Origin of the sequence: Paenibacillus sp. FSL H7-0350 (genome assembly GCF_038593195.1) — a bacterium.
In the GTDB taxonomy this organism is placed as follows: Bacteria; Bacillota; Bacilli; order Paenibacillales; family Paenibacillaceae; genus Paenibacillus_AQ.
Genome location: NZ_CP151972.1, coordinates 1,882,305 through 1,905,839, shown reverse-complemented (window position 1 = coordinate 1,905,839; position 23,535 = coordinate 1,882,305). Strand labels below are relative to the sequence as shown.

21 protein-coding genes are annotated in these 23,535 nt (G+C 55.5%); 20 read left to right on the top strand and 1 reads right to left on the bottom strand.

Annotation, left to right across the window (positions count from 1 at the left end):
• The first annotated feature begins 115 nt into the window (after positions 1 to 115).
• From NYE24_RS08945 to NYE24_RS08915, 7 genes are all read left to right on the top strand, one after another.
• Positions 116 to 394 carry a hypothetical protein gene (locus NYE24_RS08945; protein WP_036698306.1) on the top strand — a complete coding sequence of 93 codons (279 nt, stop codon included), beginning with the start codon at positions 116 to 118 and terminating at the stop codon, positions 392 to 394.
• Between the two features lie 417 nt (positions 395 to 811).
• Complete coding sequence (locus tag NYE24_RS08940) at positions 812 to 1,045, top strand: DUF4227 family protein (RefSeq protein WP_341025950.1); 234 nt, start codon at positions 812 to 814, stop codon at positions 1,043 to 1,045.
• A 139-nt stretch (positions 1,046 to 1,184) separates the two neighbouring features.
• On the top strand, positions 1,185 to 2,078 hold the full coding sequence (gene xerD / locus NYE24_RS08935) for a site-specific tyrosine recombinase XerD (RefSeq protein WP_036698301.1): 894 nt from the start codon (positions 1,185 to 1,187) through the stop codon (positions 2,076 to 2,078).
• 200 nt (positions 2,079 to 2,278) lie between these two features.
• Positions 2,279 to 3,457 carry a phosphopentomutase gene (deoB, locus tag NYE24_RS08930; RefSeq protein WP_036698293.1) on the top strand — a complete coding sequence of 393 codons (1,179 nt, stop codon included), beginning with the start codon at positions 2,279 to 2,281 and terminating at the stop codon, positions 3,455 to 3,457.
• 19 nt (positions 3,458 to 3,476) lie between these two features.
• Positions 3,477 to 4,301 (top strand): purine-nucleoside phosphorylase, encoded by an 825-nt coding sequence (locus NYE24_RS08925; protein ID WP_342478498.1) that lies wholly within the window; start codon positions 3,477 to 3,479, stop codon positions 4,299 to 4,301.
• Positions 4,302 to 4,358: 57 nt separating this feature from the next.
• Entirely contained in the window at positions 4,359 to 5,222 is an 864-nt protein-coding gene (locus NYE24_RS08920) for a purine-nucleoside phosphorylase (protein WP_051493867.1), read from the top strand.
• Positions 5,222 to 6,553 (top strand): pyrimidine-nucleoside phosphorylase, encoded by a 1,332-nt coding sequence (locus tag NYE24_RS08915; protein ID WP_341025947.1) that lies wholly within the window; start codon positions 5,222 to 5,224, stop codon positions 6,551 to 6,553. The genes NYE24_RS08920 and NYE24_RS08915 overlap by 1 nt, the downstream gene beginning before the upstream one ends.
• Before the next feature lie 121 nt (positions 6,554 to 6,674).
• On the opposite strand, the gene NYE24_RS08910 is transcribed toward NYE24_RS08915, so the two are convergent.
• Positions 6,675 to 7,724, bottom strand: a complete 1,050-nt coding sequence (locus NYE24_RS08910; protein WP_036698288.1) for a serine hydrolase domain-containing protein — start codon at positions 7,722 to 7,724, stop codon at positions 6,675 to 6,677.
• A gap of 244 nt (positions 7,725 to 7,968) precedes the next feature.
• Here NYE24_RS08910 and NYE24_RS08905 point away from each other — a divergent pair, with 244 nt between their 5' ends.
• The 13 genes from NYE24_RS08905 to NYE24_RS08845 all read left to right on the top strand — a co-directional run bounded on the left by NYE24_RS08905 (position 7,969) and on the right by NYE24_RS08845 (position 23,493).
• Positions 7,969 to 8,919, top strand: a complete 951-nt coding sequence (locus NYE24_RS08905; RefSeq protein ID WP_036698286.1) for a DUF1177 domain-containing protein — start codon at positions 7,969 to 7,971, stop codon at positions 8,917 to 8,919.
• 112 nt (positions 8,920 to 9,031) lie between these two features.
• Positions 9,032 to 9,700 carry an AroM family protein gene (locus NYE24_RS08900; protein WP_036698285.1) on the top strand — a complete coding sequence of 223 codons (669 nt, stop codon included), beginning with the start codon at positions 9,032 to 9,034 and terminating at the stop codon, positions 9,698 to 9,700.
• Between the two features lie 17 nt (positions 9,701 to 9,717).
• On the top strand, positions 9,718 to 10,662 hold the full coding sequence (locus NYE24_RS08895; protein ID WP_076154393.1) for an aminopeptidase: 945 nt from the start codon (positions 9,718 to 9,720) through the stop codon (positions 10,660 to 10,662).
• Positions 10,663 to 10,719: 57 nt separating this feature from the next.
• Positions 10,720 to 11,391: an aspartate/glutamate racemase family protein gene (locus tag NYE24_RS08890; RefSeq protein ID WP_076154392.1), complete on the top strand. Its 672-nt coding sequence runs from the start codon at positions 10,720 to 10,722 to the stop codon at positions 11,389 to 11,391.
• 1,169 nt (positions 11,392 to 12,560) lie between these two features.
• Positions 12,561 to 14,087: a PucR family transcriptional regulator ligand-binding domain-containing protein gene (locus NYE24_RS08885; RefSeq protein WP_342478497.1), complete on the top strand. Its 1,527-nt coding sequence runs from the start codon at positions 12,561 to 12,563 to the stop codon at positions 14,085 to 14,087.
• Between the two features lie 253 nt (positions 14,088 to 14,340).
• The gene (locus NYE24_RS08880; protein WP_342478496.1) at positions 14,341 to 15,351 is read left to right on the top strand and encodes an ABC transporter permease; all 1,011 of its coding nucleotides are present in this window, start codon (positions 14,341 to 14,343) and stop codon (positions 15,349 to 15,351) included.
• 105 nt (positions 15,352 to 15,456) lie between these two features.
• A complete protein-coding gene (locus NYE24_RS08875) occupies positions 15,457 to 16,278 on the top strand; it encodes an ABC transporter permease (RefSeq protein ID WP_341185258.1) in 822 nt (273 codons plus the stop codon).
• A 146-nt stretch (positions 16,279 to 16,424) separates the two neighbouring features.
• The gene (locus NYE24_RS08870; protein WP_341184894.1) at positions 16,425 to 18,026 is read left to right on the top strand and encodes an ABC transporter substrate-binding protein; all 1,602 of its coding nucleotides are present in this window, start codon (positions 16,425 to 16,427) and stop codon (positions 18,024 to 18,026) included.
• 107 nt (positions 18,027 to 18,133) lie between these two features.
• A complete protein-coding gene (locus NYE24_RS08865; protein ID WP_341025936.1) occupies positions 18,134 to 19,414 on the top strand; it encodes an ArgE/DapE family deacylase in 1,281 nt (426 codons plus the stop codon).
• Positions 19,415 to 19,453: 39 nt separating this feature from the next.
• Positions 19,454 to 20,431, top strand: a complete 978-nt coding sequence (locus NYE24_RS08860) for an ABC transporter ATP-binding protein (protein WP_036698274.1) — start codon at positions 19,454 to 19,456, stop codon at positions 20,429 to 20,431.
• The gene (locus tag NYE24_RS08855) at positions 20,428 to 21,390 is read left to right on the top strand and encodes a dipeptide ABC transporter ATP-binding protein (protein WP_342478495.1); all 963 of its coding nucleotides are present in this window, start codon (positions 20,428 to 20,430) and stop codon (positions 21,388 to 21,390) included. Before NYE24_RS08860 ends, NYE24_RS08855 begins: the two co-directional genes overlap by 4 nt.
• 585 nt (positions 21,391 to 21,975) lie before the next feature.
• Positions 21,976 to 22,992: an acyltransferase family protein gene (locus NYE24_RS08850; protein ID WP_342478494.1), complete on the top strand. Its 1,017-nt coding sequence runs from the start codon at positions 21,976 to 21,978 to the stop codon at positions 22,990 to 22,992.
• A 75-nt stretch (positions 22,993 to 23,067) separates the two neighbouring features.
• Positions 23,068 to 23,493 (top strand): hypothetical protein, encoded by a 426-nt coding sequence (locus NYE24_RS08845; protein WP_051493866.1) that lies wholly within the window; start codon positions 23,068 to 23,070, stop codon positions 23,491 to 23,493.
• Positions 23,494 to 23,535 lie beyond the last annotated feature (42 nt).

The following is a 23,535-nucleotide window of genomic DNA, read 5'->3' as shown; positions in this document are numbered from 1 at the left end:
TATATAGAATGTGGACTTAAGAATGCTTCATAGCGAATTTCCTAAGTTCATCTTCAGATGAAGAAGGACCGCGCAAGCTCTCCCCCGGCTGAATGGCTGGAGGGGAGCTTTTTGATTGCGTGGAGAGCCGCTGAAGGCGGGCTACGGCGGGGGGATGAAAGGGATAAATCCCTTTGAATCGGCTGAAAGTGGGCTGGGTGAGGAAATGAAGGGGATAAATCCCTTTGAATTGGCTGAAAGTGTGCTGGATGAGGAGATGAAAGGGATAAATCCCTTTGAATTGGCTGAAAGTGGGCAGGACGAAAAAAAGAAAGGGATAAATCCCACTAAATTCATCAAAAGTGTGCTGGACGGGCAGTTGAAGGTGAGCAATGAAGAGCACAAGTGCCCCTGAATCCTGCCAAAGTCGGCTAAACGGGCAAATGAAGAGCACAAGTGCCCCTGAATCCTGCCAAAGTCGGCTAAACGGGCAAATGAAGAGCACAAGTGCACCTGATTCCAGCCAAAGACGGCTAAATGAGCAAATGAAGAGCATAAGTGCTCCTGATTCCAGCCAAAGTAGGCTGAACGGGCAAATGAAGAGCACAAGTACACCTGATTTCGGCAGAGCCGTCTCAGTGAGAGCGGCCAGGGAGCCCAATATTACTTAACATACATAACATGAGCCTCCGGCGCATAAAGTGAAGGACGAGTTCTGCTCACGCTCCTTTTGTCCGCTCTCCTTCTGCTGCACTTACCCAAGCGCAGCAGAAGGAGAGCATGTGCAGGATGCTGATGCAGACGCTGATATCATTTTGAGGAGGCTGCCTGGATGATTATTTCTCTGCCCCGCACGGTGCGCCGGCTGTATTTCATGACGATGCTTGTGGCGGTAAGCTGTGTGCTGTATTATGTTTTGAGCTGGGTCAGCGCATGGATCAGTCCGGCCCGTAATGTTGAGATTCCTGAAGGCACCGCCGTCCGGGCGTTTCAAGATGTAGAGTACGGTGAACAGGGGCTAAGTGCGGGAGATCGACTGCGCCTTTTTTACTGGTACGGGGAGTAACGGGACGGATTGCAGGATTAAGGGAGAAGTATGTCGAATCAATCTATAGCATGTCATGGAACAACGCTGTTCCGGCTGCTGGACCCCATCCGCTGCGAAGCCGCATGAAGCAGCCTGAGTCTGACAGGAGCGTGAATTGATGAAGTCATACTTACAGCCGTTTATGCAGTATTTGTCCGGGGACAAAGGATTGTCTCCTAGTACGCTGGAATCCTATGGACGGGATATATCGCAGTTTCTGGAGTTTGCGGAAGAGCGCGGCCTGGACGCGGCAGAAGAGATTAGAAGAACACATATTATGCTTTATCTGGGTGCCCTGCGCGGGGCAGGGAAGGCAGCAGCCACGGTGAACCGGAATACGGTATCGCTGCGTGCCTATTTTCATTTTTTGCTGAAGGAACGGCTGATTGTCCAAGATCCTACGCTGGATATGGAAGCCATCAAGCCGATTCACAAACCGCCGATCATTCTTAGTATTGAGGAGATAGAGCGCCTGCTGGCGGCTCCGGATGAAGCTGCTCCCCAGGGGATGCGCGATAAGGCTATGCTGGAGCTGCTCTATGCGACGGGTATCCGTGTGACGGAGCTGATCTCGCTGAATGTGGAGGATGTGAACACCGGCCTGCGGTTTGCGCGCTGCAGCGGCGCCTCCGGCAAGGAGCGTGTGGTCCCGATCGGCGTGATTGCTGCGGACTGCGTTGCCCGTTATGCCTCTGGGATGCGGGACAAGCTGCTGCGTGCAAGCCGGGAGGAGCCTGCGCTGTTCTTGAACAGTCTGGGGGGACGGCTGACCCGTCAGGGCTTTTGGAAAATCGTCAAAAAATACGCGCGTGAAGCTCAGATTGACCAGGACATCACGCCGCATACCCTGCGCCACTCCTTCGCTGCCCATCTGCTGGAGGGCGGAGCGGACCTGCGCTCTGTGCAGCAGATGCTGGGCCATTCCGATAGTTCGACCACTCAGATTTACAGCGGAATTGCCCGCAAGAATATGAAGGAGGTCTACGAGAATCATCATCCCCGGGCGAAATAGCCGGCTGTACAGGGATGAGGGACCTTAGGAATAACGGGCAGGCGGACTTGGATTGGGCCGAAAAGATGCTTTTTGTGAGTAAGAAAGTTATGATGGAATCATACTGAAGAAATCGCTCCCGGGAGAGGTTCTCCCGGAGTTTCTTCATGCTTAGAGCACAGGGCAGAATTATGCAAACTATAAAAGGAGTGAAGACGGCAATGTCCTCATTTAAACGCATCGGATTTATTGTTCTGGACAGTGTAGGTATCGGTGAAGCGCCGGATGCTGCTAATTTCGGAGATACAGGCTCCCATACGCTCGGACATATTCTGGAACGGGTTCCGGGTCTTAAGCTTCCGAATCTGCAGCAGCTCGGGTTGGCGAATATTGCGCCGCTGCCACCACTTGAACCGGTAACGGCCCCTACAGGCTACTACGGTAAAATGCAGGAGGTATCTGTAGGCAAGGACACGATGACCGGCCACTGGGAGCTGATGGGGCTGAAGATCGAGGTTCCTTTTAACACCTACTTCGACGGCTTCCCGGCGGAGCTGATTGAGAAGTTCGAAGCGGCTACCGGACGCAAGGTCATCGGCAACAAGCCGGCTTCCGGCACCGAGATTCTCGTGGAATACGGCGAGGAGCAGATGAAGACGGGGGCGTGGATTGTCTATACCTCGGCGGACAGCGTGTTCCAGCTTGCGGCGCATGAAGATATTATCCCTCTGGAGGAGCTATACAGCGCCTGCCGGATCGCCCGTGAGCTGACGATGGCTCCCGAGTTCTCCGTAGGCCGCGTGATTGCCCGCCCTTATGTCGGCGAGCCGGGAAATTTCGTGCGTACACCTAACCGTCATGATTATGCGGTGAAGCCGCCGGAGCCAACGGTGATGAACGCGCTGGAGGATATCGGCAAGGATGTGATTGCTGTCGGCAAGATCAATGATATTTTTACCGGCGAAGGGGTAACCGCAACCTATCCGACCAAAAGCAATGAACATGGCATCCAGATTACCATCGACGAGCTGCGCAAGCCGTTTAACGGCTTCCTGTTCACCAATCTGGTGGACTTCGATTCCCTCTACGGCCACCGCCGTGATCCGGAAGGCTACGGCCGTGCGCTGGAGGTATTCGATCAGGCGCTGCCTGAGCTGCTCAGTACTCTTGGTGAGGATGATCTGCTGATCATCTCCGCAGACCATGGTAATGACCCGGTTCACGCCGGAACGGACCACACGCGCGAGTATGTGCCGCTCTTGGTCTACAGCCCGAGATTCAAGACTCCCGGCAGCCTCGGCATCCGCCAGACCTTCTCGGATGTAGCCGCCACAATCGCCGATAACTTCGGAGCGAAGGCTCCGCAGTATGGGACAAGCTTCCTAGCTCAACTAATCTAATTCTGGAGGAAACCAAACCATGACCACCATAACCTCAAGCAAAATTCAAGAAGCAGCTGTATACATCAAAGATAAATGCACCGTCGCCCCCGAAATCGGGCTGATCCTGGGCTCCGGCCTCGGCGTTCTGGCGGATCTGATCACAGATGAAGTGGTTATTCCTTATCATGAGATTCCTCATTTCCCGGTGTCTACAGTAGAAGGACATGAAGGCGAGCTGCTGATCGGCATGATCGAAGGCCGCCGCGTGGTCATGATGAAGGGCCGCTTCCACATGTATGAAGGCTACGGCCCTGAGGTTACAGCCTTCCCGGTACGGGTGATGAAGGAGCTGGGCGTAACCAGCCTGCTGGTCACCAACGCGGCCGGTGGCGTCAACACCGAATACACACCGGGCGATCTCATGCTGATCACGGACCACCTGAACCTGACCGGACGCAATCCGCTGAGCGGACCGAATGACAATGCGCTGGGCGTACGGTTCCCGGATATGTCTTCGGCATACAGCCCGCGTCTGATTGCAGCTGCCAAGGAAGCTGCCGCAGCCCTGAACTTCGAGTTCAAGGAAGGCGTATACGCGGGTCTGCTCGGACCGAACTATGAGACCCCTGCTGAGATCGTCATGCTGCGCCGCCAAGGAGCAGATGCTGTAGGCATGTCGACTGTATCTGAGACCATCGTTGCCCGTCATGCCGGAATTGAAGTACTGGGCATTTCCTGTATCACCAACATGGCGGCCGGTATTCTGCCGCAGCCGCTGAATCATGCAGAGGTGATGGAGACCGCTGAGCGTGTGCGTGAGCAGTTCCTGAAGCTTGTGCTCTCTTTTATTCCCAAAATGTAGGTACTGCTTCACATACGCGTTATTCTATACACAATTCATATCCGGGAGGATCAACCTATGACAACACCAACAACAGTCCCATACGGCACTCAAGTGAAGGAAGCCGCTGCTTATATTCAGTCCAAATTCGGCGGTTATACACCGGCTATCGGCCTTATTCTGGGTTCAGGTCTTGGCGATCTGGGCGATCAGATCGAAGATGCAGTCTACCTGCCTTATGAAGAAATTCCGCATTTCCCCCATTCAACAGTAGAAGGCCATGCCGGACGGTTCGTGATCGGGAAGCTGGAAGGCAAGGATGTAATGATCATGCAGGGCCGTTTTCACTACTATGAAGGTTATGAGATGCGCAAGGTAGTTCTTCCGGTCTATGTAATGGCTAAGCTGGGCATCGGCACTCTTGTCATTACCAACGCTGGCGGCGGGATGAACAGAGCGTTCAAGGCAGGCGACCTGATGCTGATTACCGACCACCTCAATATGACTGGCGACAACCCGCTGATCGGACCGAATGATCCGGAGCTTGGCGTAAGATTCCCTGATATGTCCAGTGCGTATGACCCTGAATATATCGAACTTGCGAAAAAGCTTGCAGGCGGAGTTACAGGTGTGGATGGTGAAGCGCTTGTCCTGCAGGAAGGCGTATATGCCGGCATCAGCGGCCCGACATATGAGACACCGGCTGAGCTGAAAATGCTGGCCTATCTCGGCGGCGATGCCGTGGGAATGTCCACCGTGCCGGAGGTTATCGTTGCCAGCCACAGCAAGCTGCGCGTGCTCGGCATTACCTGTATCACCGACATGGCGATCGGCGATGAGCTAGAGCCGCTCACCCATGAGCAGGTGGTAAAAGTGGCGAACCTGACCAAGCCTAAATTCATCGGATTGGTGCGTGCCTTCGTCCGTGAGGTGCAGGTCTAATGCGTGCCGTTGATCTCATTCAGAAGAAAAGAGACGGCGGTGAGCTGAGCCGTGAAGAAATCGCTTTTCTGATTCAAGGCTACAGCAAGGGGGAGATCCCGGATTACCAGATTTCCGCCTGGGCGATGGCTGTGTATTTCCGCGGTATGAATGCGCGGGAGACCGGCGACCTGACCCTGGAGATGGCGATGTCCGGCGACCAGGTGGATCTTAGCCCGATTGCGGGCATCAAGGTGGACAAGCATTCTACCGGAGGCGTGGGCGATAAGACGACGGTTGTGCTTGCACCATTGGTTGCAGCGGCCGGAGTTCCGGTAGCCAAAATGTCCGGGCGCGGCCTAGGCCATACCGGAGGCACGCTGGATAAGCTGGAGTCGATTACTGGCTTCTCGGTGGAGATGGACCGGGAACGGTTCTTCGCCCAGGTGGGCGAGATCGGCGCGGCTGTGATCGGCCAATCCGGCAACATCACGCCGGCAGACAAGAAGCTGTATGCTCTGCGTGATGTGACAGCCACGGTGGAATCCATTCCGCTCATTGCCAGCTCCGTCATGAGTAAAAAGATTGCCGCAGGTGCGGACGCCATCGTGCTGGATGTGAAGACCGGCAGCGGTGCGTTCATGAAGACGCTTGACGATTCCATTGCGCTCGCCCAGGCGATGGTAGATATCGGCACTCACCTTGGCCGCAACACGGTAGCGGTCATCAGCGACATGGACCAGCCGCTGGGCTTCGGCATCGGTAATGCCCTGGAGATCAAGGAGGGCATCGAGACCTTGAACGGCCACGGGCCGAAGGATCTGCAGGAGGTCTGCCTGATCCTGGGCAGCCAGATGCTCGTACTTGGCGGCAAGGCAAAGGACGAAGAAGAAGCACGTTCCATACTGCTGTCCCATATCGGGGACGGCAGTGCGCTGGATAAGTTCAAGCAGATGGTATCGGCCCAAGGCGGCGATGCCTCACAGATTGATTCTCCTGATACCTTGCCCGCTGCCCGCCGATTCATCGAGGTCAAGGCGGAGGCCGCAGGTTATGTGGAGAGCATCCAGGCTGAAGAGATCGGTGTGGCCGCGATGCTGCTCGGTGCGGGACGCGAGACGAAGGAGTCTGTGATCGATCTGGCGGTCGGCATTCAGCTCTCGCTGAAGGTGGGCGACGCCGTGGCCGCAGGCGATACGCTGGCAGTGCTGCATGTGAACGATGCCAGCGAGGGCAAGGTGAAGGAGGCCGAAGCCAAAGTGCTGGAAGCCTACCGCATCTCTGCCCAGCCGGTTCCGCCGCAGCCGCTGGTTTTTGCGCTGGTGACCAAGGATGGGGTAACGCGTTACTAGCCGGAAACAGAGTAAATACGCTGGAATCCAGTTCATACAAACAAGCCGTACGAATCAGCATATTGCTGGCGTACGGCTTGTTTTATTTGAAGCGATCCGGCTGACCTTGGGGCCCCTCTGTCTACCCCACCGGCAGATAGTCCTCCATAGCAGACATCATCACATAAGCCCCGTTACTTTTGTTACAGAGAGCAGTAACGGTTGTGCCACGTTCGGGATAGAAGGCGGAATGGAAGCTGATCCCGGGATCGTAGCCCATGATATGGTACTTCAGGACCTTTTCGCTGCGGCCGGCCTGTATCCACACGCCATAACCGTAATAGCTATCCTTCTGCTCATGAATATGCGGTGTCAGCAGCAGAGCCGTGTTCTCTGCCCGTAACAGCTTGTGTTCAAGCAAGCCGCTCCACAGCTTATGCATATCCGCCGCCGTAACAAATGCCCCTCCGTCCCCGCCTCCGACTACCGGAATGGAGTAAATGTTGCTGGTCTTGCGCCCGTTGGTGCTGTCAATGTACCCTTGCGCAGTGTGGGCCGGAAGCGCATCAAGCGTGAAATAGCCGGAATCTTTCATCCCGCAAGTCAGAAAAATATGCTGTTCTACATATTCCGTGAACGGCTGTCCGCTGACGGCTTCTACAAGCATTGCAAGCATAATATATCCTGCATTGTTATAGTGAAAACGCCCGCCTGGGGCGAATTTCATAGGAAGCCTAGCGAACAGCGGGAGGAAATCAGCAGGCCGCCTAAGCGTGTACATCGGGGTCTCCTTCCACAGTGCCGCGAAATCCTCCATCTCCTCTTCATCGAAGTAATCCGGTATGCCCGAGCTGTGAGTCAATAGCTGATGCACTGTGACCGCTGGGTCGAACAATGGAAATTCCTGCTTCGGCAGGATGTCCAGTATTTTGGCGTCAAAAGAAAACAAACCCTGCTCTGCGAGCTGGCAGACGGCAATGGCGGTAAATAGCTTGCTGCCGGAAGCGATAGCGAAGCGGGTGTGGACCTGATTGAGCCGTAGATCCCCGATATTAGCCAGTCCAAAAGCTGCCGCTGCAAGGACATGCTCCCGTTCCGCCACTTGTACGACCCCTGAGAATCCCGTCCGCCGGGCCTCTTCACTGATGATTTGGGCCAGCTTGCCCGTATTAATCTGATGTGCAGGCTTCATTGGATGAAGCACCTCCTGTCTGAAATAAGCATCAGTCTCCTGTTACATTTCGCTACTTGGGAGAATTAACCTTTATTTATTGATGGTGAACCGCAAGAGTGTACGCTACACGTAAGGTTTATCTGCAAAGCACAAGAAATGCTGTTCCAGTTTGGCAGGGCGGTACATTGTGGACATTTTGCCGGATGAGATAGTATAAATGCAAACATGACAAACATGAGCATGCATCCGGGGAGGAATTAGAATGGCACTTCATCAAACGATTACAGTCTTGAACGCACTGGACAGCGCTTATGTTAACGGTAAGCAGGTCAAGCAGTTATTCGCAGAATATCCTGCGGTTAAGGTTGAGATTCAGAAGGTGGAAGGGGAAAAGGGCAGCACGGAATTCGTCAAAATCACGATTCCGGGCAGCGAAGGCAAGCTTGGCGGCGGCTCTGCCCCAACGTTCGGCATTGTCGGCAGACTGGGTGGTATCGGGGCGCGCCCGAGCCGGATTGGCCTGGTCTCTGATGCAGACGGTGCGGTAGCGGCGATTGCTTCTGCGCTGAAGCTGGCAGACATGCAGACCAAAGGGGATGTGCTGCTGGGGGATGTGCTGGTGACCACTCATATTTGCCCGGGTGCTCCGACCCTGCCGCACGAGCCGGTGGATTTCATGGATTCCCCTGTGGATATTCTGCAGATGAATGAACATGAAGTGCTGCCGGAGATGGAAGCGGTTCTATCGATTGATACGACCAAAGGCAACCGTGTGATTAACCACAAAGGAATCGCTATCTCGCCGACTGTCAAAGAAGGGTACATTCTGCGGGTCAGTGAAGATTTGCTGCGGATCAAGGAAATGACGACAGGGCAGTATCCGGTTACCTTTCCAGTAACGACTCAGGATATTACCCCTTACGGCAACGGGCTGTATCATATCAATTCCATTCTTCAGCCTGCGGTAGCTACCTCTGCTCCGGTGGTGGGCCTTGCGATTACTGCCCAGTCTATGGTTCCGGGCTGCGGTACTGGTGCCAGCCATGAGGTGGATATTGCTCAAGCGGTGCGTTTTGCTATCGAGACGGCCAAGGAAGTAACGCAGGGCACATGCGCTTTCTACAACGAAGCAGAGTTTGCCAAAATTACTGAGCTGTACGGCTCCATGAGTGTGCTGCAAACGCTTGGTAAACCGGCAGTCATTTCTCACTAACAAGATAACAGATGTACATGTACAGTCAGGCGCTGAGCTTTCTTCAGCGCCTGCTCTGTTAGCACAGGTTAACACAGCTTGGCTGTAACCCATAGCGTCTGGAGGGATAAGGATGAAGAATATCGGGCTGATTACAATTGGGCAAGCTCCCAGGCAGGATGTCGCGCCTATCATTGAGAAATACCTGGAAGGCAAGGCGGGACTGGTACAATCCGGGGTGCTGGACGGGTTCACGGCTGAACAGGTTAAGGAGTACTACAATCCGGCCCCGGGGGAGTATGTGCTGACCACCCGTATGACAGACGGGTCTGCTGCGGTGATCTCCCGGGAGCGGATACAGTCTGTTCTGCAAGGGAAGATTGATGCTATGGAAGCCGCTGGGATTCGGACGATCCTGCTGGCTTGCACAGGAGTTTTTCCGGGGCTGCATACATCTGTTGCCCATCTGATTGAGCCGGATCGGATCATCCCGCCGGTCGTGCAGGCAATGCTGGACGGGCGCCGTCTGGGATTGATTGGCCCTTTGCCCGAGCAGGAGGACGCAATGATTGAGAAATTCGCAGGAGCCGGAGTGCGGCTTCCGTTCGCAGCGGCTTCACCTTATACGGGTACGGAAGCGGATTTTCGCGCCGCAGCAGAGCGTCTGCAGGATCATGCGGACGTGATCGTACTTGACTGTATGGGATATGTGGAGCAGCATAGACAGTGGGCGGCCTCCGCAGGAGTGCCCGCCGTGCTGTCCAATGCCCTGATGGGCAAGCTGGTAGCAGAAATGGTGTAATTCGGGAGGAAATGAAGATGAGTGAAGCAAGAATCGGAATTAGCATGAATGTTCTTAAGGATTGTCTCGGGCTTGCCAGCGGAGAACTGCTGGCTGTAGTAGCCGACGATGATAAGCGTGATCTGGCCGAGTCGGTCTATGAGGCAGGCAAGCGGCTGGGAGCGGAATCGATGCTGCTGGTCATGCAGCCGCGGAGCAGATCGGGGGAGGAGCCACCGGCTCCGGTTGCCGAAGCTATGGCTAAGGCAGATGTGGCCGTATGTATTACGACCCACTCGATGACACATACGGCGGCGCGCAAGCAGGCAGCCGCAGCGGGAACCCGGGTAGCGACCATGCCGGGAATCACCGATGATATGTTCAGCCACGGGGCGATTACTGCGGATTATGGGCAGGTTAAGGCACTGACCGAGCAGGTTGCTGCGCTATTGTCTGCGGGCAGCCGGGTGCGTGTGGAGAAGGAAGGTCTGGTTCTTAGTTTCTCTATTGACGGCCGGGATGGTATTCTCAGTACCGGATTATATCTAAATCCGGGAGAGTCCGGCAATCTGCCCTCCGGTGAAGCTTATATTGCGCCGCTGGAAGGCACTGCTACGGGCCAGATTAAAGTGGATGGCTCGGTTGCAGGGATCGGTGCTTTGGACGGCCCGATGGTGTTGACCGTGGAGCATGGCCGGCTGGTTCATGCCGACGGGGAGCATGGCGGGAAGCTGCTGGACATGCTTGGAGATGGCGATGGCAGGCTGCTTGGCGAATTCGGGATCGGGACCAACAACAAGGCCCGGATCACGGGCGTGGTGCTGGAGGATGAGAAGGTGTACGGGACGATCCATGTGGCTTTTGGCAGCAATAATACGTTCGGCGGAGTTGTGGCGGCTGGCGTACATATTGACGCTGTAGTCATGAAGCCGGATGTGTACATCGACGACAAGCTGATTATGCAGGCTGGGGAATTGCTGTAATTGCTGTTATTGCTACAAGAGGCATTCATGCACTTTACTGGAGTAGGGGGAGACAGGATGCTTGGAATCATACGTGTTATTACATTGCAGGAGAGCTCTGCAATTCAGTTACATGGGGATCTTATTGAGCGGCGGTACGGTCTGCCGGTGATAAGCCGCTGCATCCCGGATCAGCCTCAGGGTGTGTATGATGCGCAGACAGAGGCGGAATCCATTCCGAAGATTATCTCACTTGCGCGGGAACTGGAGCAGCAGGGCTGCACGGCAATCGGCATCAGCTGTGCTGCTGATCCGGCCTTGGCAGAAGCCAGAGAGGCGGTGAATGTTCCTGTGCTGGGAGCAGGCTCCTGCGCGGCCCATATGGCTATGGCGTACAGCAACCGGGTGGGCGTGCTGACGATTCTGGAAGAGGTGCCGCCGCTCATCCGCGGCATTCTCGGCGGGGCTTATATTGGCATGGACCGCCCCGACGGCGTGACGACCACGCTGGATCTGGGCACGCCCGCCGGACGGGCAGGCGCGCTGGCCGGTGCCGCCCGGCTCGTGGAGCGCGGCGCCGAAGTTCTGGTGCTGGCGTGCACCGGCTTCGCCACCATCGGGCTGGCGGCGGAGCTGGAAGAACGGCTGGGCATTCGCGCGTTCGATCCGATTCTTTGCCTCGGTGCGGCTGCCTCAGCGTCAGCTTCTGCTTCAGGAACTTCTGCTGCGGGAGATGTGCGCCGCTCGTAGTTAGCCTTGTGTTGGACGGTTTGTTGAAACTCGCTTTTCCTGTAAGTGTGGGGCAGAGTACGTATGTAGGCAATGTGTGGCAAATAATGCGTGAAAATCAATGTGTGGCAAACTAATAGCTGATCTCTTCAAAGCGTTCCTCCTGGCTCAGGGCAGGGGACGCTTCTTTGTGGTTAGGGGATTAGAGGAGCACAAGTGCCCCTGAATTCGGCGTATGCGGGCAAAAGGAGCGAATGAGAAGCATTAGTGCCCCTGAATTCGGCGTATGCGGGCAAAAGGAGCGAATGAGAAGCATTAAGTGCCCCTGAATTCGGCGTAAGCGGGCAAAGGGAGAGAATGAGAAGCACAAGTGCCCCTGAATTCGGCGTATGCGGGCAAAAGGAGCGAATGAGGAGCACAAGTGCCCCTGAATTCGGCGTATGCGGGCAAAAGGAGCGAATGAGAAGCATTAGTGCCCCTGAATTGGGCAGATTGACTATGAGGGGAGTATTGGCGGGGGAGAGCTTTGGGGAAGCAGGAGAGTGGGGCGGCGTGGATGAGTATCTTTTGAGTAACATTTGGCATTTCATGTGTTCAGTGAATGGGAGGGGAGACAAATTAGGGAACGGTTACTTACAGATCCGTCGAATTGTTGAGCTTAGCTGTGCTGAATAGAACAGCTAGTTAGGAGAGTAACCTAGTGAGTTATAGTTGGTCAGGTACATAGAGAGTATGGACAATAGCTATAGGATGGGAAAGAGCCAGAAGATGTTGAGTAACTAAATGGGTTAGAGCACTTTGCCATAGGTAACATATCTGCATACATCTGCCGTCCGTAACCAAAGGGATAAATCCCTCCGAATCCGGCGAAACGTGCTCCACGCTCGTAATTGGTGGGGGAGGGGGCAGAGACGTAGGGACTATAGGAGCGGCCATTTGGGAGTTGGTGAGAGATAGATCCTTTTGATCCACTCCGCCTCTTGCAATCGCTTCTCATTCTTCCGCCCTCATCCAATTTATTCCTAATGCGTTTTCACACCGAAAATATCGCCAACTGGATATGATTTTCCTGTGGCTCGGCGGGAATCTCTGATAAACTAGCGGGAACGCAAAAAGTGGCTGGCGGCAGAGATGTGGCATATTTCAGGAAAAATCATGAAATACTGAAGACAGCAGAGGGAGGCGGAAGGGTGAATACACGAGGAATTACGCTGCGGGAGCTAATGGAGCTCTCGGTTCTAGGGAAAGCGAAGGTCATCAGCGGGAAGCAGGGGCTGGACCGGGTGGTGCGGTTCGTCGATATTATGGAGGTTCCGGATCTGAAGGGCTGGATCAGCGAAGGGGTGATGCTGCTGACGACAGCCTATTCGATCCGGCATGATCCTTCACTGCTGACCGAGGTGATCTACACGCTCGATAATCTGGGCGCAGCGGCGCTGGCGATCAAGCCGGCCCGCTTCCTGAAGGAGATCCCGCAGGGAGCCATCGAGGCCAGCAATGCCTGCGGTCTGCCTATTGTGGAAATTCCGCCCGAGATTCCCTACACGGATATCACCCAGCCGGTGATGGAGCTGCTGCTGGGGCGGCAGGCGATGCTGCTGCGCCGGGCGGAGGAGGTCTACCGCACGCTGACCACCATGGTGCTGGAGAACAGCGGCATTCAGGCGGTCAGCGATAGTGTGGCGGAGTTCCTTAAGGCCCCGGTGGCACTCGTGGATACGGAGCGGAAGATTATTGTATCCTCACCGGCAGATTATGACTGGACTCAGAGCGCCGCACCGCTGAGCTGGAACATCCATGTGGACCGCCGGACGGTTGCCCGACTGCTCGTCCACAAGGAGCGGCTCGATGATATGGAAGAGGTGGGCATCGAGCAGGCCCGGCTTGTCTTTGCCCTTGAACTGATGCGGCGTAAGGTAGCCGAGGATACGGAATTCCGGCTGCGCGGCAACTTCATCGATGAGCTGCTGACTCCACCGCTGCCGTCGAGACATGAGGTCCAGCGGCGGGCCCGCCAGCTCGGGATGAACCCGGAGCACAAGTGGGAGGTGGCCGTCATTGAAGGGGAGACGGCGCCGAGCGAGGAGACGGTGAACCGGCTGCTGGAGCGGGAGGCGAAGAAGCGCGGGGTCACACCGCACGCAGAGTACCGTTCGAGCCGGGCGGTGCTGTTCCTGCCTACGCAGGAGGGGCGCAGGTTCACGCCGGGCGGTGACGCAGAGGAGCCGTGGGAGAATACGCTGCGCGGCTGGCTGGAGGACAAGACAGAAGGCTTAAGCACCTACCGCTGCGGCATCGGCACCTCGGAATATCTGTGGGACATCCACACCAGCTACAACGAGGCGCGCAAAGCGCTGTCCATCTCCAGAAGGCTGGGGCAAGGTCCCGGCGGGATCACCCGCTATGAAGAGATGGAGGTCTATCATCTGCTGGAGGGGCTTGGCGGTCCCGGATTCGAGCGGCTGTTCGAGCGTAAGCTGGGCAAGCTGCTGCAATACGACCAGGAGCATGACAGCAATATGCTGCTGACCTTCTATCATTATCTGGAATGCCGGGGCAGTCTGATTGAGACAGCGAACAGCCTCTATATCCACCGCAACTCCGTTAAATACCGGCTGGAGCGGATTCGGGATATCACCGGCTTCGATCTGAATGATCCGCGCGAGCAGTTCGTCTGTCATTTGTGCCTGATTTACTACTACCTCCAGGAAAAATAGGCGTCGTTGGAAGAATTCTGGAATGTCATGTGAGTAAATGTAACATTCGTAGTCCTTGATAGTGCACAACCGACAAACGGTTGTGCATTTTTTTAGCTGAACGGGACGTAGAGGGGCTGTGAAATTCTATGTAGAATTAGCTCAACACTTTAATAAGGCAAAGGAAACACGCAGTACCTGACATGAGAGCGGAAGTTGTTCGAAAGCTAAGGCGCAGCATCATTGGCACAGAAGTCGTAAGGGGGTTGATTCATTGTTTGCTTATACATTAAAAAGATTGGTGCAGATGATTCCAGCCTTGCTCGGCATTATCGTCATTACCTTCATCCTGTCGAGAGTCCTGCCGGGCGATCCTGCGATTATGCTGGCCGGAGAGCAGGCTCCAGAGGAGATTGTGAACAAGATCCGCCAGGATATGGGGCTGGACAAGCCGCTGTATATCCAGTTCTTCGCTTACATCGGGCAGCTGCTGCAAGGCGATATCGGCTATGCCTATCACACCGGACATTCGGTCGCAAGTGACCTGACCTCGCGCTTCCCGGCTACGATTGAGCTGACTCTGGCCAGCATCCTGATTGCGGTTCTAATCGCCATTCCGGTAGGCATTGTGGCTGCTACCCGTAAGGAATCCCTGCTGGATCATATCTCGCGTGTGTTCTCCCTGATAGGTGCTTGTGTGCCGATCTTCTGGCTCGGACTGATGTTCATCTATATCTTCTACTCCATTCTGGGCTGGGCACCGGCGCCGATGGGACGGATCAGCGGGGATCTTAACCCGCCGGTGCATATCACCGGGCTGTACGTACTGGACAGTCTGCTCTCCGCAGATACCGCCGCATTCAAAAGCAGTCTCGCGCATCTGCTGCTTCCGGCGATCTGCCTTAGTACCGGCACGATGGCGATCATCGCCCGGATGACCCGCTCCAGCATGCTGGAGGTGGTCGATCAGGATTTCGTCCGCACCGCCCGGGCCAAGGGTCTGCGGGAATCGGCCGTCATCTACAAGCACGCACTGGTCAATGCGCTGATTCCCACGCTAACAGTGCTCGGACTCCAGTTCGGCTTCCTGATGGGCGGCGCGGTCATCACGGAGACGATCTTCTCCTGGCCGGGAATCGGCGGCTATGTCACCGACTCCATACTCGCGGCGGATTACGCGCCGATCCAGGCGTTCACCCTGGTCAGTGCCGTGCTCTACTGCGGAATTAACCTGGCGGTCGACCTGATCTACGGGCTCATCGACCCGAGAATCCGTTATGAATAGAACAGCTTGTGTGAAAGGAGGAGATTGCTTGTGAGCACTGCAGCACATTCAGCACAGGGCAGCCCGGCGAAGCCCGCACAGGCTAAGCCCCGGACCCTATTATCTCTGCTGCTGCACAACCGCTTGGCGGCCATCGGGCTGACCTTCATCCTGATCTGGACTATGGTAGCCATCTTCGCCCCTTGGCTGGCTCCGCATGATCCGTTCGTCACGGATATGGCGAGCAAGCTGCAGCCGCCCTCCGGCAGCCACTGGTTCGGAACCGACAACTTCGGCCGGGATATTCTCAGCCGGGTGCTGTACGGCGCACGGATCAGTATCTGGACCGGCCTGATCGCGGTCTCGATCTCCTTTCTGATCGGGATGCCGCTGGGCGGGATTGCCGCTTACTACGGCGGCCGGACCGGAACCATCATCATGCGGGTGATGGATGTATTGTTGTCCTTCCCGTCACTGGTCTTGTCGATGGCGATTGCCGCCTCGATCGGCGCCGGACTCAGCAGCGCAATGATCGCCGTCGGCATTGTCGGCATTCCCGAATTCGCCCGGCTGATGTTCGGCCAGACGGTCTCGCTGCGGGAGAAGGAGTATATCGAGGCCAGCCGCGCCATTGGAGTGAAGGATAGAGTCATTCTGTACCGCCACATTCTGCCGAATGCCTTGGCTCCGCTAATGGTGCAGGCTACGCTCGGGATGGGCTTCGCCATCCTGACCGCGTCCAGTCTCAGCTTCCTGGGGCTGGGGGTCAGACCCCCGATTGCCGAATGGGGCGCGATGATCTCTGAAGGCCGGGAATATATCATTTCCGGGCAATGGTGGCTGGTTACTTTTCCAGGCCTCGGCATTGCCACCTCTATCTTAGGCTTCAACTTACTCGGAGACGGCTTCCGGGATGTGCTTGACCCGCGGTTGCGTTCGGGGAAATGAGGCGTAGCAGGGGAATCCCCCAAGGCTGCCCCATCCCTGATATAGATAGATAGATTAATGTCAGCTGGAACGCAGGGCGGCAGACAATCATCAGCAGCACAAGTAGTTGTTATGCAGGCAGGATATAGAAAAGGGAGGAATTACCGATGAAAAAAGTTAAACTGTTGTCCACACTCGTCGCTTTTTCAATCATGCTTGCCGGATGCGCCAGCAGCGCCAATCCGCAGACCCCTGCTGCCACTTCGGCGGGAACAGATACGGCAGCAACCGCAGCCCCGGTCAAAAAGAACCTGACGGTGGCCTATTCCGAGGGCGGCACCACGCTCGACCCGGCGGAAGCCAATGATCTGACCTCCGATACGCTTGTGCTGGCCGCTTATGATCAGCTGGTCACCTACGGCATCAAGACCGAGAATGGCGCCAGCATCGCCAATACCGAAGATATCAAGCCCATGCTCGCAGAGAGCTGGGAAGTGAATGCTGACAACACGGTGTATACGTTCAAGCTGAAATCCGGCGTGAGCTTCCAGAGCGGCAATCCGGTGGATGCCGAGGCGGTGGCGTACTCTTTTGAACGTGTGGCGAAGTCCAGCTCCGGCAGCTTCCTCTACGGTATGGCATCCATTAAATCGGTTGCGGTAAAAGACCCTTCGACGGTTGAAGTAACTCTGACCAATGCCAATCATAATTTCCTGCAGATTCTGGCAATGTACACTTTCTCCATCGTGGACCAGAAGACGGTAGAAGCGCAGGGGGCAGACTACCTGAAGACGAATGCGGCCGGCTCCGGCCCGTTCAAGCTTACGAAGTGGGACCCGGCTACCGAAGCTGTTTTCACCGCTAATGATAGCTACTGGCAGGGTGCGCCAAGCCTCGGCAAGGTAACTCTGAAGTTCACCAAGGAAGCCTCGAACCGCGTGCTGCTGCTGGGTAAGGGCGATGTAGACATGGCGATTGAGATTCCTCCGAAGGATGTATCCACGCTCGAGAGCAATTCGGCGCTGACGGTCGCTTCCAATGCGAGTAACCGGATTCTGTTCTTCGCCATGAACAACAAGGTTAAGCCATTCGATAATGTAAAAGTCCGTCAGGCGATCAACTATGCGATTCCTTACGATCAGCTGCTGAGCGGGGTCATGTACGGCCAGGCCAAGCAGATGAAGAGTGCGGTAGCGAGCAACACACCAGGCTTCACTGATGCAGGCTATGTGTATGAGTACAATCTCGACAAGGCCAAGGCGCTGCTGAAGGAAGCAGGCTATGAGAAGGGCTTTGACTTCGACTTCACGCTGGGCTCCGGCTTCGATGACTGGGAAGATGATGCGGTCCTGATCCAGGCCGAGCTGGCCAAAATCGGAGTCAACATGAAGATCAACAAGCTGGCCCGTGCCCAGTTCCTGGAGCAGCAGAAGACCAATAATCTGACCTCTTATATCTCTAAATGGACTTCATTCGTCAATGATCCCGGCTATCACCTCGGCTTCCTGCTGTACGGCAAGGGCTCTTCCAACTATATCAACTACCAGAACGCTGAAGTAGACAAGCTGTGGGAGCAGGCGAACCTGGAGACAGATACGGCGAAGCGCACAGAGCTCTACAAGCAGGCTCAGGAGATCATCACGACAGAAGCACCTTGGGCGTATCTCTACGAATATAACCGCATTGTCGGTATGAGCAACAAGATCAGCGGCTACGCCTTCTACCCGGATGAAGTGATCCGTTTCTATCCGCTGTCGATTACAGAATAAGCAGGTTTGGCTAAAAGAGAGCGGACAAGCCCTGGGCTTCGTCCCTCTTCTTGTCACAAATTCAAGCGGTCCCCTGCGAGGGGAACAAAAAGGAGAATTCGTAACCCATGACGGACTGGAAAAGCAAGGTGCTGGAGGCCATAGATGCCGGGCAGGAGGAGCTGCTGGAGTTGTGCTCTAAGCTGATCCAATTCCCTTCGGAGAATCCGCCGGGCGATTCGCGGGAGATCAGCGCTTATATTATTAGTTATCTGAAGGAAGCCGGGATCGACACTTCGATCTATCCGGCGACTGAAACCATGTTCAATCTGGTGTCCACCCTGGGCGCTGGAGCAGAAGAGCGTACCGGCAAAAAGCTGATCTACTGCGGACATACCGATGTCGTTCCGGCGGGAGACCGCTCGCGCTGGGATTTCGATCCGTTCTGCGGCGATATCGTGGACGGCTATCTGCTGGGCAGAGGCGCTTCGGATATGAAGGCGGGTCTGGCCGGGTTAATCTACGTCACTGCACTGCTGTCGAAGCTGGGCGTTCCGCTGCAAGGGGATCTGTCCCTGCTGATCGTGCCTGATGAAGAGACCGGAGGTCATCTTGGAGTTCCCTGGGTGCTGGAGCGCGGCCTGATTACCGGAACCGCTGCGGTGATTGCCGAGCCTTCCGGCCCGCTGAACCCGACCATCGGGCAAAAGGGCAGCTGCTGGTTCGAATTCACCGTCGAAGGCACACCGGGTCACGGCAGCCTGTCGCCAGTGGTTGGAGACAGCGCCATTGTGAAGGCAGCCAAGGGCATTGAAGCCTTACAGCGGCTATGGGATATCAAAGTGGACATTCCCGAAGAAGTCCGGGAGATTATCCGCATCTCGCAGGAGTATGTGAAAGGCAGCGAAGAAAGAGATTCCCTCGCCTATCAGGTATTCGACCATGTGACGGTGAACATCGGAACGATTCAGGGCGGAACCAAGGTGAACGTAGTAGCAGACCGCTGCAGCATTCAGGTCGATTCCCGTGTACCGTTCGGGGTAGACTACCGGGATGTGCTGGACCGTGCCCGCTCCCTGCTGCTTGAAGCCGGCATTGAATCCGAGGTGAAGGGCTTCGGCTTCCAGGGCAATGCCAACTGGACCCCGAGTGAGGAGCCGGTGGTCAAGGATCTGGTTGAGAGTATCTGTGAGGTGAGCGGGGAAGAAGCCTACGGGGTGCTGCAATGGGCCTCCAGCGATGCGCGCCATTTCCGCACGCATAACATTCCTGTGCTGCAATATGGCCCGGCCGAGCTGTCTACGATTCATAATTTTAACGAGAAGGCTCCCGTCTGGCAGATTATCCAGTGTGCGAAGGTGTATGCTTTGACGGCGCTTAAATATCTGGGTGTGGAAGAAGAGGAATAAGAAGAGGAATAATAAATTGGGGTAGGAGGAGGGGCAATCATGACAGAACTGCTGGAGGTATCAGGGCTATGCACCGAATTCCAGACAGCGGCGGGTACGATCCGTGCGGTGGACGGCATCAGTCTGTCAGTGCGCAAGGGAGAGACGCTGGGCATTGTCGGTGAATCCGGCTGCGGCAAAAGCATCACCTCACTCTCGATCATGCAGCTGCTGCCTAAGCGGATCAGCCGGATTGCTTCCGGCCACATCCGCTTTGAGGGCAAGGATATGCTGGAGATGTCGGTAAAAGAGGTACGGAGCATCCGTGGGAACCGGATTGCGATGATTTTTCAGGAGCCGATGACCTCGCTGAATCCGGTGTTCAAAATCGGGCGCCAGATCTCCGAATCCGCCCGTTATCATCTGAAGCTGAGCAAGAAGGAAGCCGACGCTCGGGCGGTGGAGATGCTGCGCAAGGTGGGAATTCCCCGCCCGGAGAAGATTGCCCAGCAGTATGCCCATCAGCTCTCCGGCGGGATGCGGCAGCGGGTAATGATTGCGATGGCGATGGTCTGTAGTCCCCAATTGCTCATTGCCGATGAGCCGACGACAGCGCTGGATGTGACCATTCAGGCCCAGATCCTTGATCTGATGCGGGACCTGCAAAAGAATGAGGGCATGTCGATCCTGATGATCACACATGATCTGGGAGTCGTTGCCGAGATGTGCGACCGGGTCGTTATCATGTACGCGGGTCAGATTGTCGAGGAGACAGATGTGGCTACTCTGTACAGCCAGCCGCTGCACCCGTATACGCAAGGGCTGCTGGCTTCCCTGCCCCAGCTGGCGGGGGATGAGGACCGTCTCAGCTCGATTCCGGGCCAGGTGCCGAATCCGGCCAGCCTGCCGCCCGGCTGCCGGTTCGCGCCGCGTTGTCCTGTAGCGGTGGACCGCTGCCGGGAGCAGCTCCCGGAGCTGCTTGAGGTGCAGCCAGGCCATACATGCCGCTGTATCCTGCAGCAGGAGGGGGTTCTATGACCACATTACTGGAAGTCCGCAATCTGAAAAAGCATTATCCGATCCGCAAAGGCTTCTTCTCTAAGCAGGTCGGAGCAGTCAAAGCCGTTGACGGCATTACCCTATCCGTTGAGCAGGGAGAGACCCTGGCTGTGGTTGGAGAATCCGGCTGCGGGAAATCGACCACCGGACGGGCTATTCTGCGGCTGATTGAGCCGACAGAAGGCGAGATTGTGTTCGCCGGTACCGATGTGCGCAGCCTGAATACCGAGCAGCTCCGCAAGTTCCGTACCGATATGCAAATGGTGTTCCAGGACCCTTATGCTTCGCTCGACCCCCGCTGGACTGTCCAGCGCATTCTGGAGGAACCGCTCCGTACCCACGGATCGGCTCCCGCCGGCGAGCTGCGAGGCAGGGTTGAGCAGCTGATGGAGGTGGTGGGTCTGTCCCCCTATCAGGCTCACCGTTTTCCCCATGAATTCTCCGGCGGCCAGCGGCAGCGGATCGGGATTGCCCGTGCGCTTGCGCTGAATCCGAAGTTCATTGTCTGCGATGAGCCGGTATCGGCACTGGATGTCTCCATCCAGGCCCAGGTGCTGAATCTGATGCAGGATCTGCAGGAGCAATACGGCCTTACTTATATGTTCATTTCGCATGACCTGTCGGTTGTGAAGTTCATCAGCGACCGGGTGGCGGTCATGTACCTGGGGCGGATTGTCGAGCTTGCGCCGACCAAGGCGCTCTTCGCAAAGCCGCTGCATCCTTATACGCAGGCGCTGATGTCTGCCGTTCCGGTACCGAATCCGGGACTGAAAAAGCAGCGCATCATCCTGACCGGGGATGTTCCGAACCCGGAGACACCGCCCACGGGCTGTGCCTTTCACCCCCGTTGTCCGCATGCGATGGACCGCTGCAAGTCGGAAGCGCCGCTGCTGCGGGAGCTGGATTCAGGCCATCAGGTGGCTTGTCATTTGTATTAAGTAATGTGTGAGGAGGGGCCATCCGGCAGCGGGTGGCCCTTGCGCTGTCTGCCAGGCTACTGATGCCATGTACTGCACGCTACTGATGCCACGCCATTCTAACGCACGAACCACGCAATTCAATTCCGGACTAACCACACTCCGCCAGCTTAACGCTTCCTCCGGCACTAAGTGCTCAGCGCTCCCCACCTTCCAATCAACACTCCTGGTACTCATTAATCAGCATCTCCAGTACCAAATTGAAAAACCGATTACATTCGCTACGGAGGCGCGTGGTCCAAATGTAATCGAAAAACCGATTACATTTGGCATCCCGCCTCCTACTTCTTGCACCCTACCAGCCGTTTTTCCTGCCCGCTAAGTCACCGGCAACACCGCCGGACTTTAGCCCTATTTGTGGGCCCGGAGGGGACATCGTCCCCCGCCTAGGCAGAAGGACTTATTTTTACAGAGTCTGCTCCGTTGTTAAGGGAATATCCTTTCAGAAATAACGCTGAAATATTTCACTGAAGTTTGAAAATAAAAACAAACCCTCTTATAATTACTTTAAATTACAACTTATTTGGGAGGAGATGGGAGTAGACAGTGAACAAACCACGCGAATTATGGATTGATGCCGCCAAGGGATTCAGTATTATATTTGTCGTTATGGGCCACTCGGGCGATGCGGCAGCGAACCATTATTTGTCCTGGTTCCGGATGCCTTTGTTCTTCATGCTTAGCGGGCTGCTGTTTAAGCCGGTCGAACCCGGACGTTATCTGCGCTGGGCAGTGAAGCGGACACGGGGGCTGATGACTCCCTATTTTGCCTACGGACTCCTGATTGCGGCAGTGCTGCTGGTGTTCAACCTGAATCTTAAGGGGTTCGCAGAGAATGTAGCGAGGCTGCTCTACGGGGGATTGTCGCTCACGGGGCCTTACGGGGTGTTCTGGTTCATCACCTGCCTGCTGTTCACCCAGTTGCTGTTCGGATATATCGTCCGTTTTTCCCGCAGTATCCAATTTCTAATAATTGCCTCTGCTTACCTCCTCTCTCATGTGATCTCCCTGACCTCGCTCAAGAACTTCAACCTTCCCTGGAACATTGATGTGTCGCTGCTCGCCATCACTTATTATGCCATTGGCTTCTACGGCAAAAAGTTGATCCCTGCGCTGATCCGCCGCTATTCGGCGCTCCTGGTGCTGCTCCCGTTGTGCGGCCTTGTGCTGCTGCTGGAACGGAGGGGAATTATTCAGTACAGCTTGAATATGAAATACAAGGAATATACGTCACTCGTGCTGGATCTCGCAGTACCGCTGCTGGTCTCGTTGACCATTTGCGCCGGGGTGTACCGGCTGGTGCAGCTTGTTCCGCTGGATTGGATGGGCAGCCTGGGGCGCAACTCTATTGCGATCATGTACCTGCATCTGCCACTGAATTACAGCCTGAAATATCTGCTCGGCGCGGATTACGGGTTGATCCCCTTTACGCTGATCGGTGTGGGCGTGCCGCTGCTAGTGGCCATGTGGGCTGTACGCTCTCCGGTACTCTCCAGACTCTATCTCGGGCATGGGCATAAGGGCGGGAGGCGTCCGGCAGTAAACTCTAGCAACGCACGTTAACGCGCGGACAGGTGCACAAGCTCTTTTTCATATTTTACATATACTTTAGTAGAATATGAAAAGGAGTGATACACTTTGGCCAAAATACTGTTAGATTATAACGCCTCTGTAGTTACACCTATTACTAACGGGGTTTCCATACCCGTCCCTATTTCTCCGGCAGGTATACAGATTGCAGGAACGTCGGTTCATATCGATCCGGCAGTTCCAGGACATTTTCCCAATAAGGTTGAACTGAAAGCCACCATCGGCGTGGATGTTACTCTGGATACTCCTAATGTGCTGGTCCGCATCTGGCGGGCAGGCACCGAAATATTCTATGCTCGGGTAGAGCTTGAAGAGAACTTCAATGACGACGGTATTATTTCGCTGCATATGGTAGATATCAACGTCCCGTCCGGTGTGCAGAACTATCAGCTGATTGTAGAGAACCAGGATGCGGACTCCATTGCTACAGTGGTGGGACCTGTTATATTCAGCGCTCTGGCTATCGGCGGATAGGCCATTCTTAGCACCACTTAAAGAGGCTTTCTCAAGTATCTT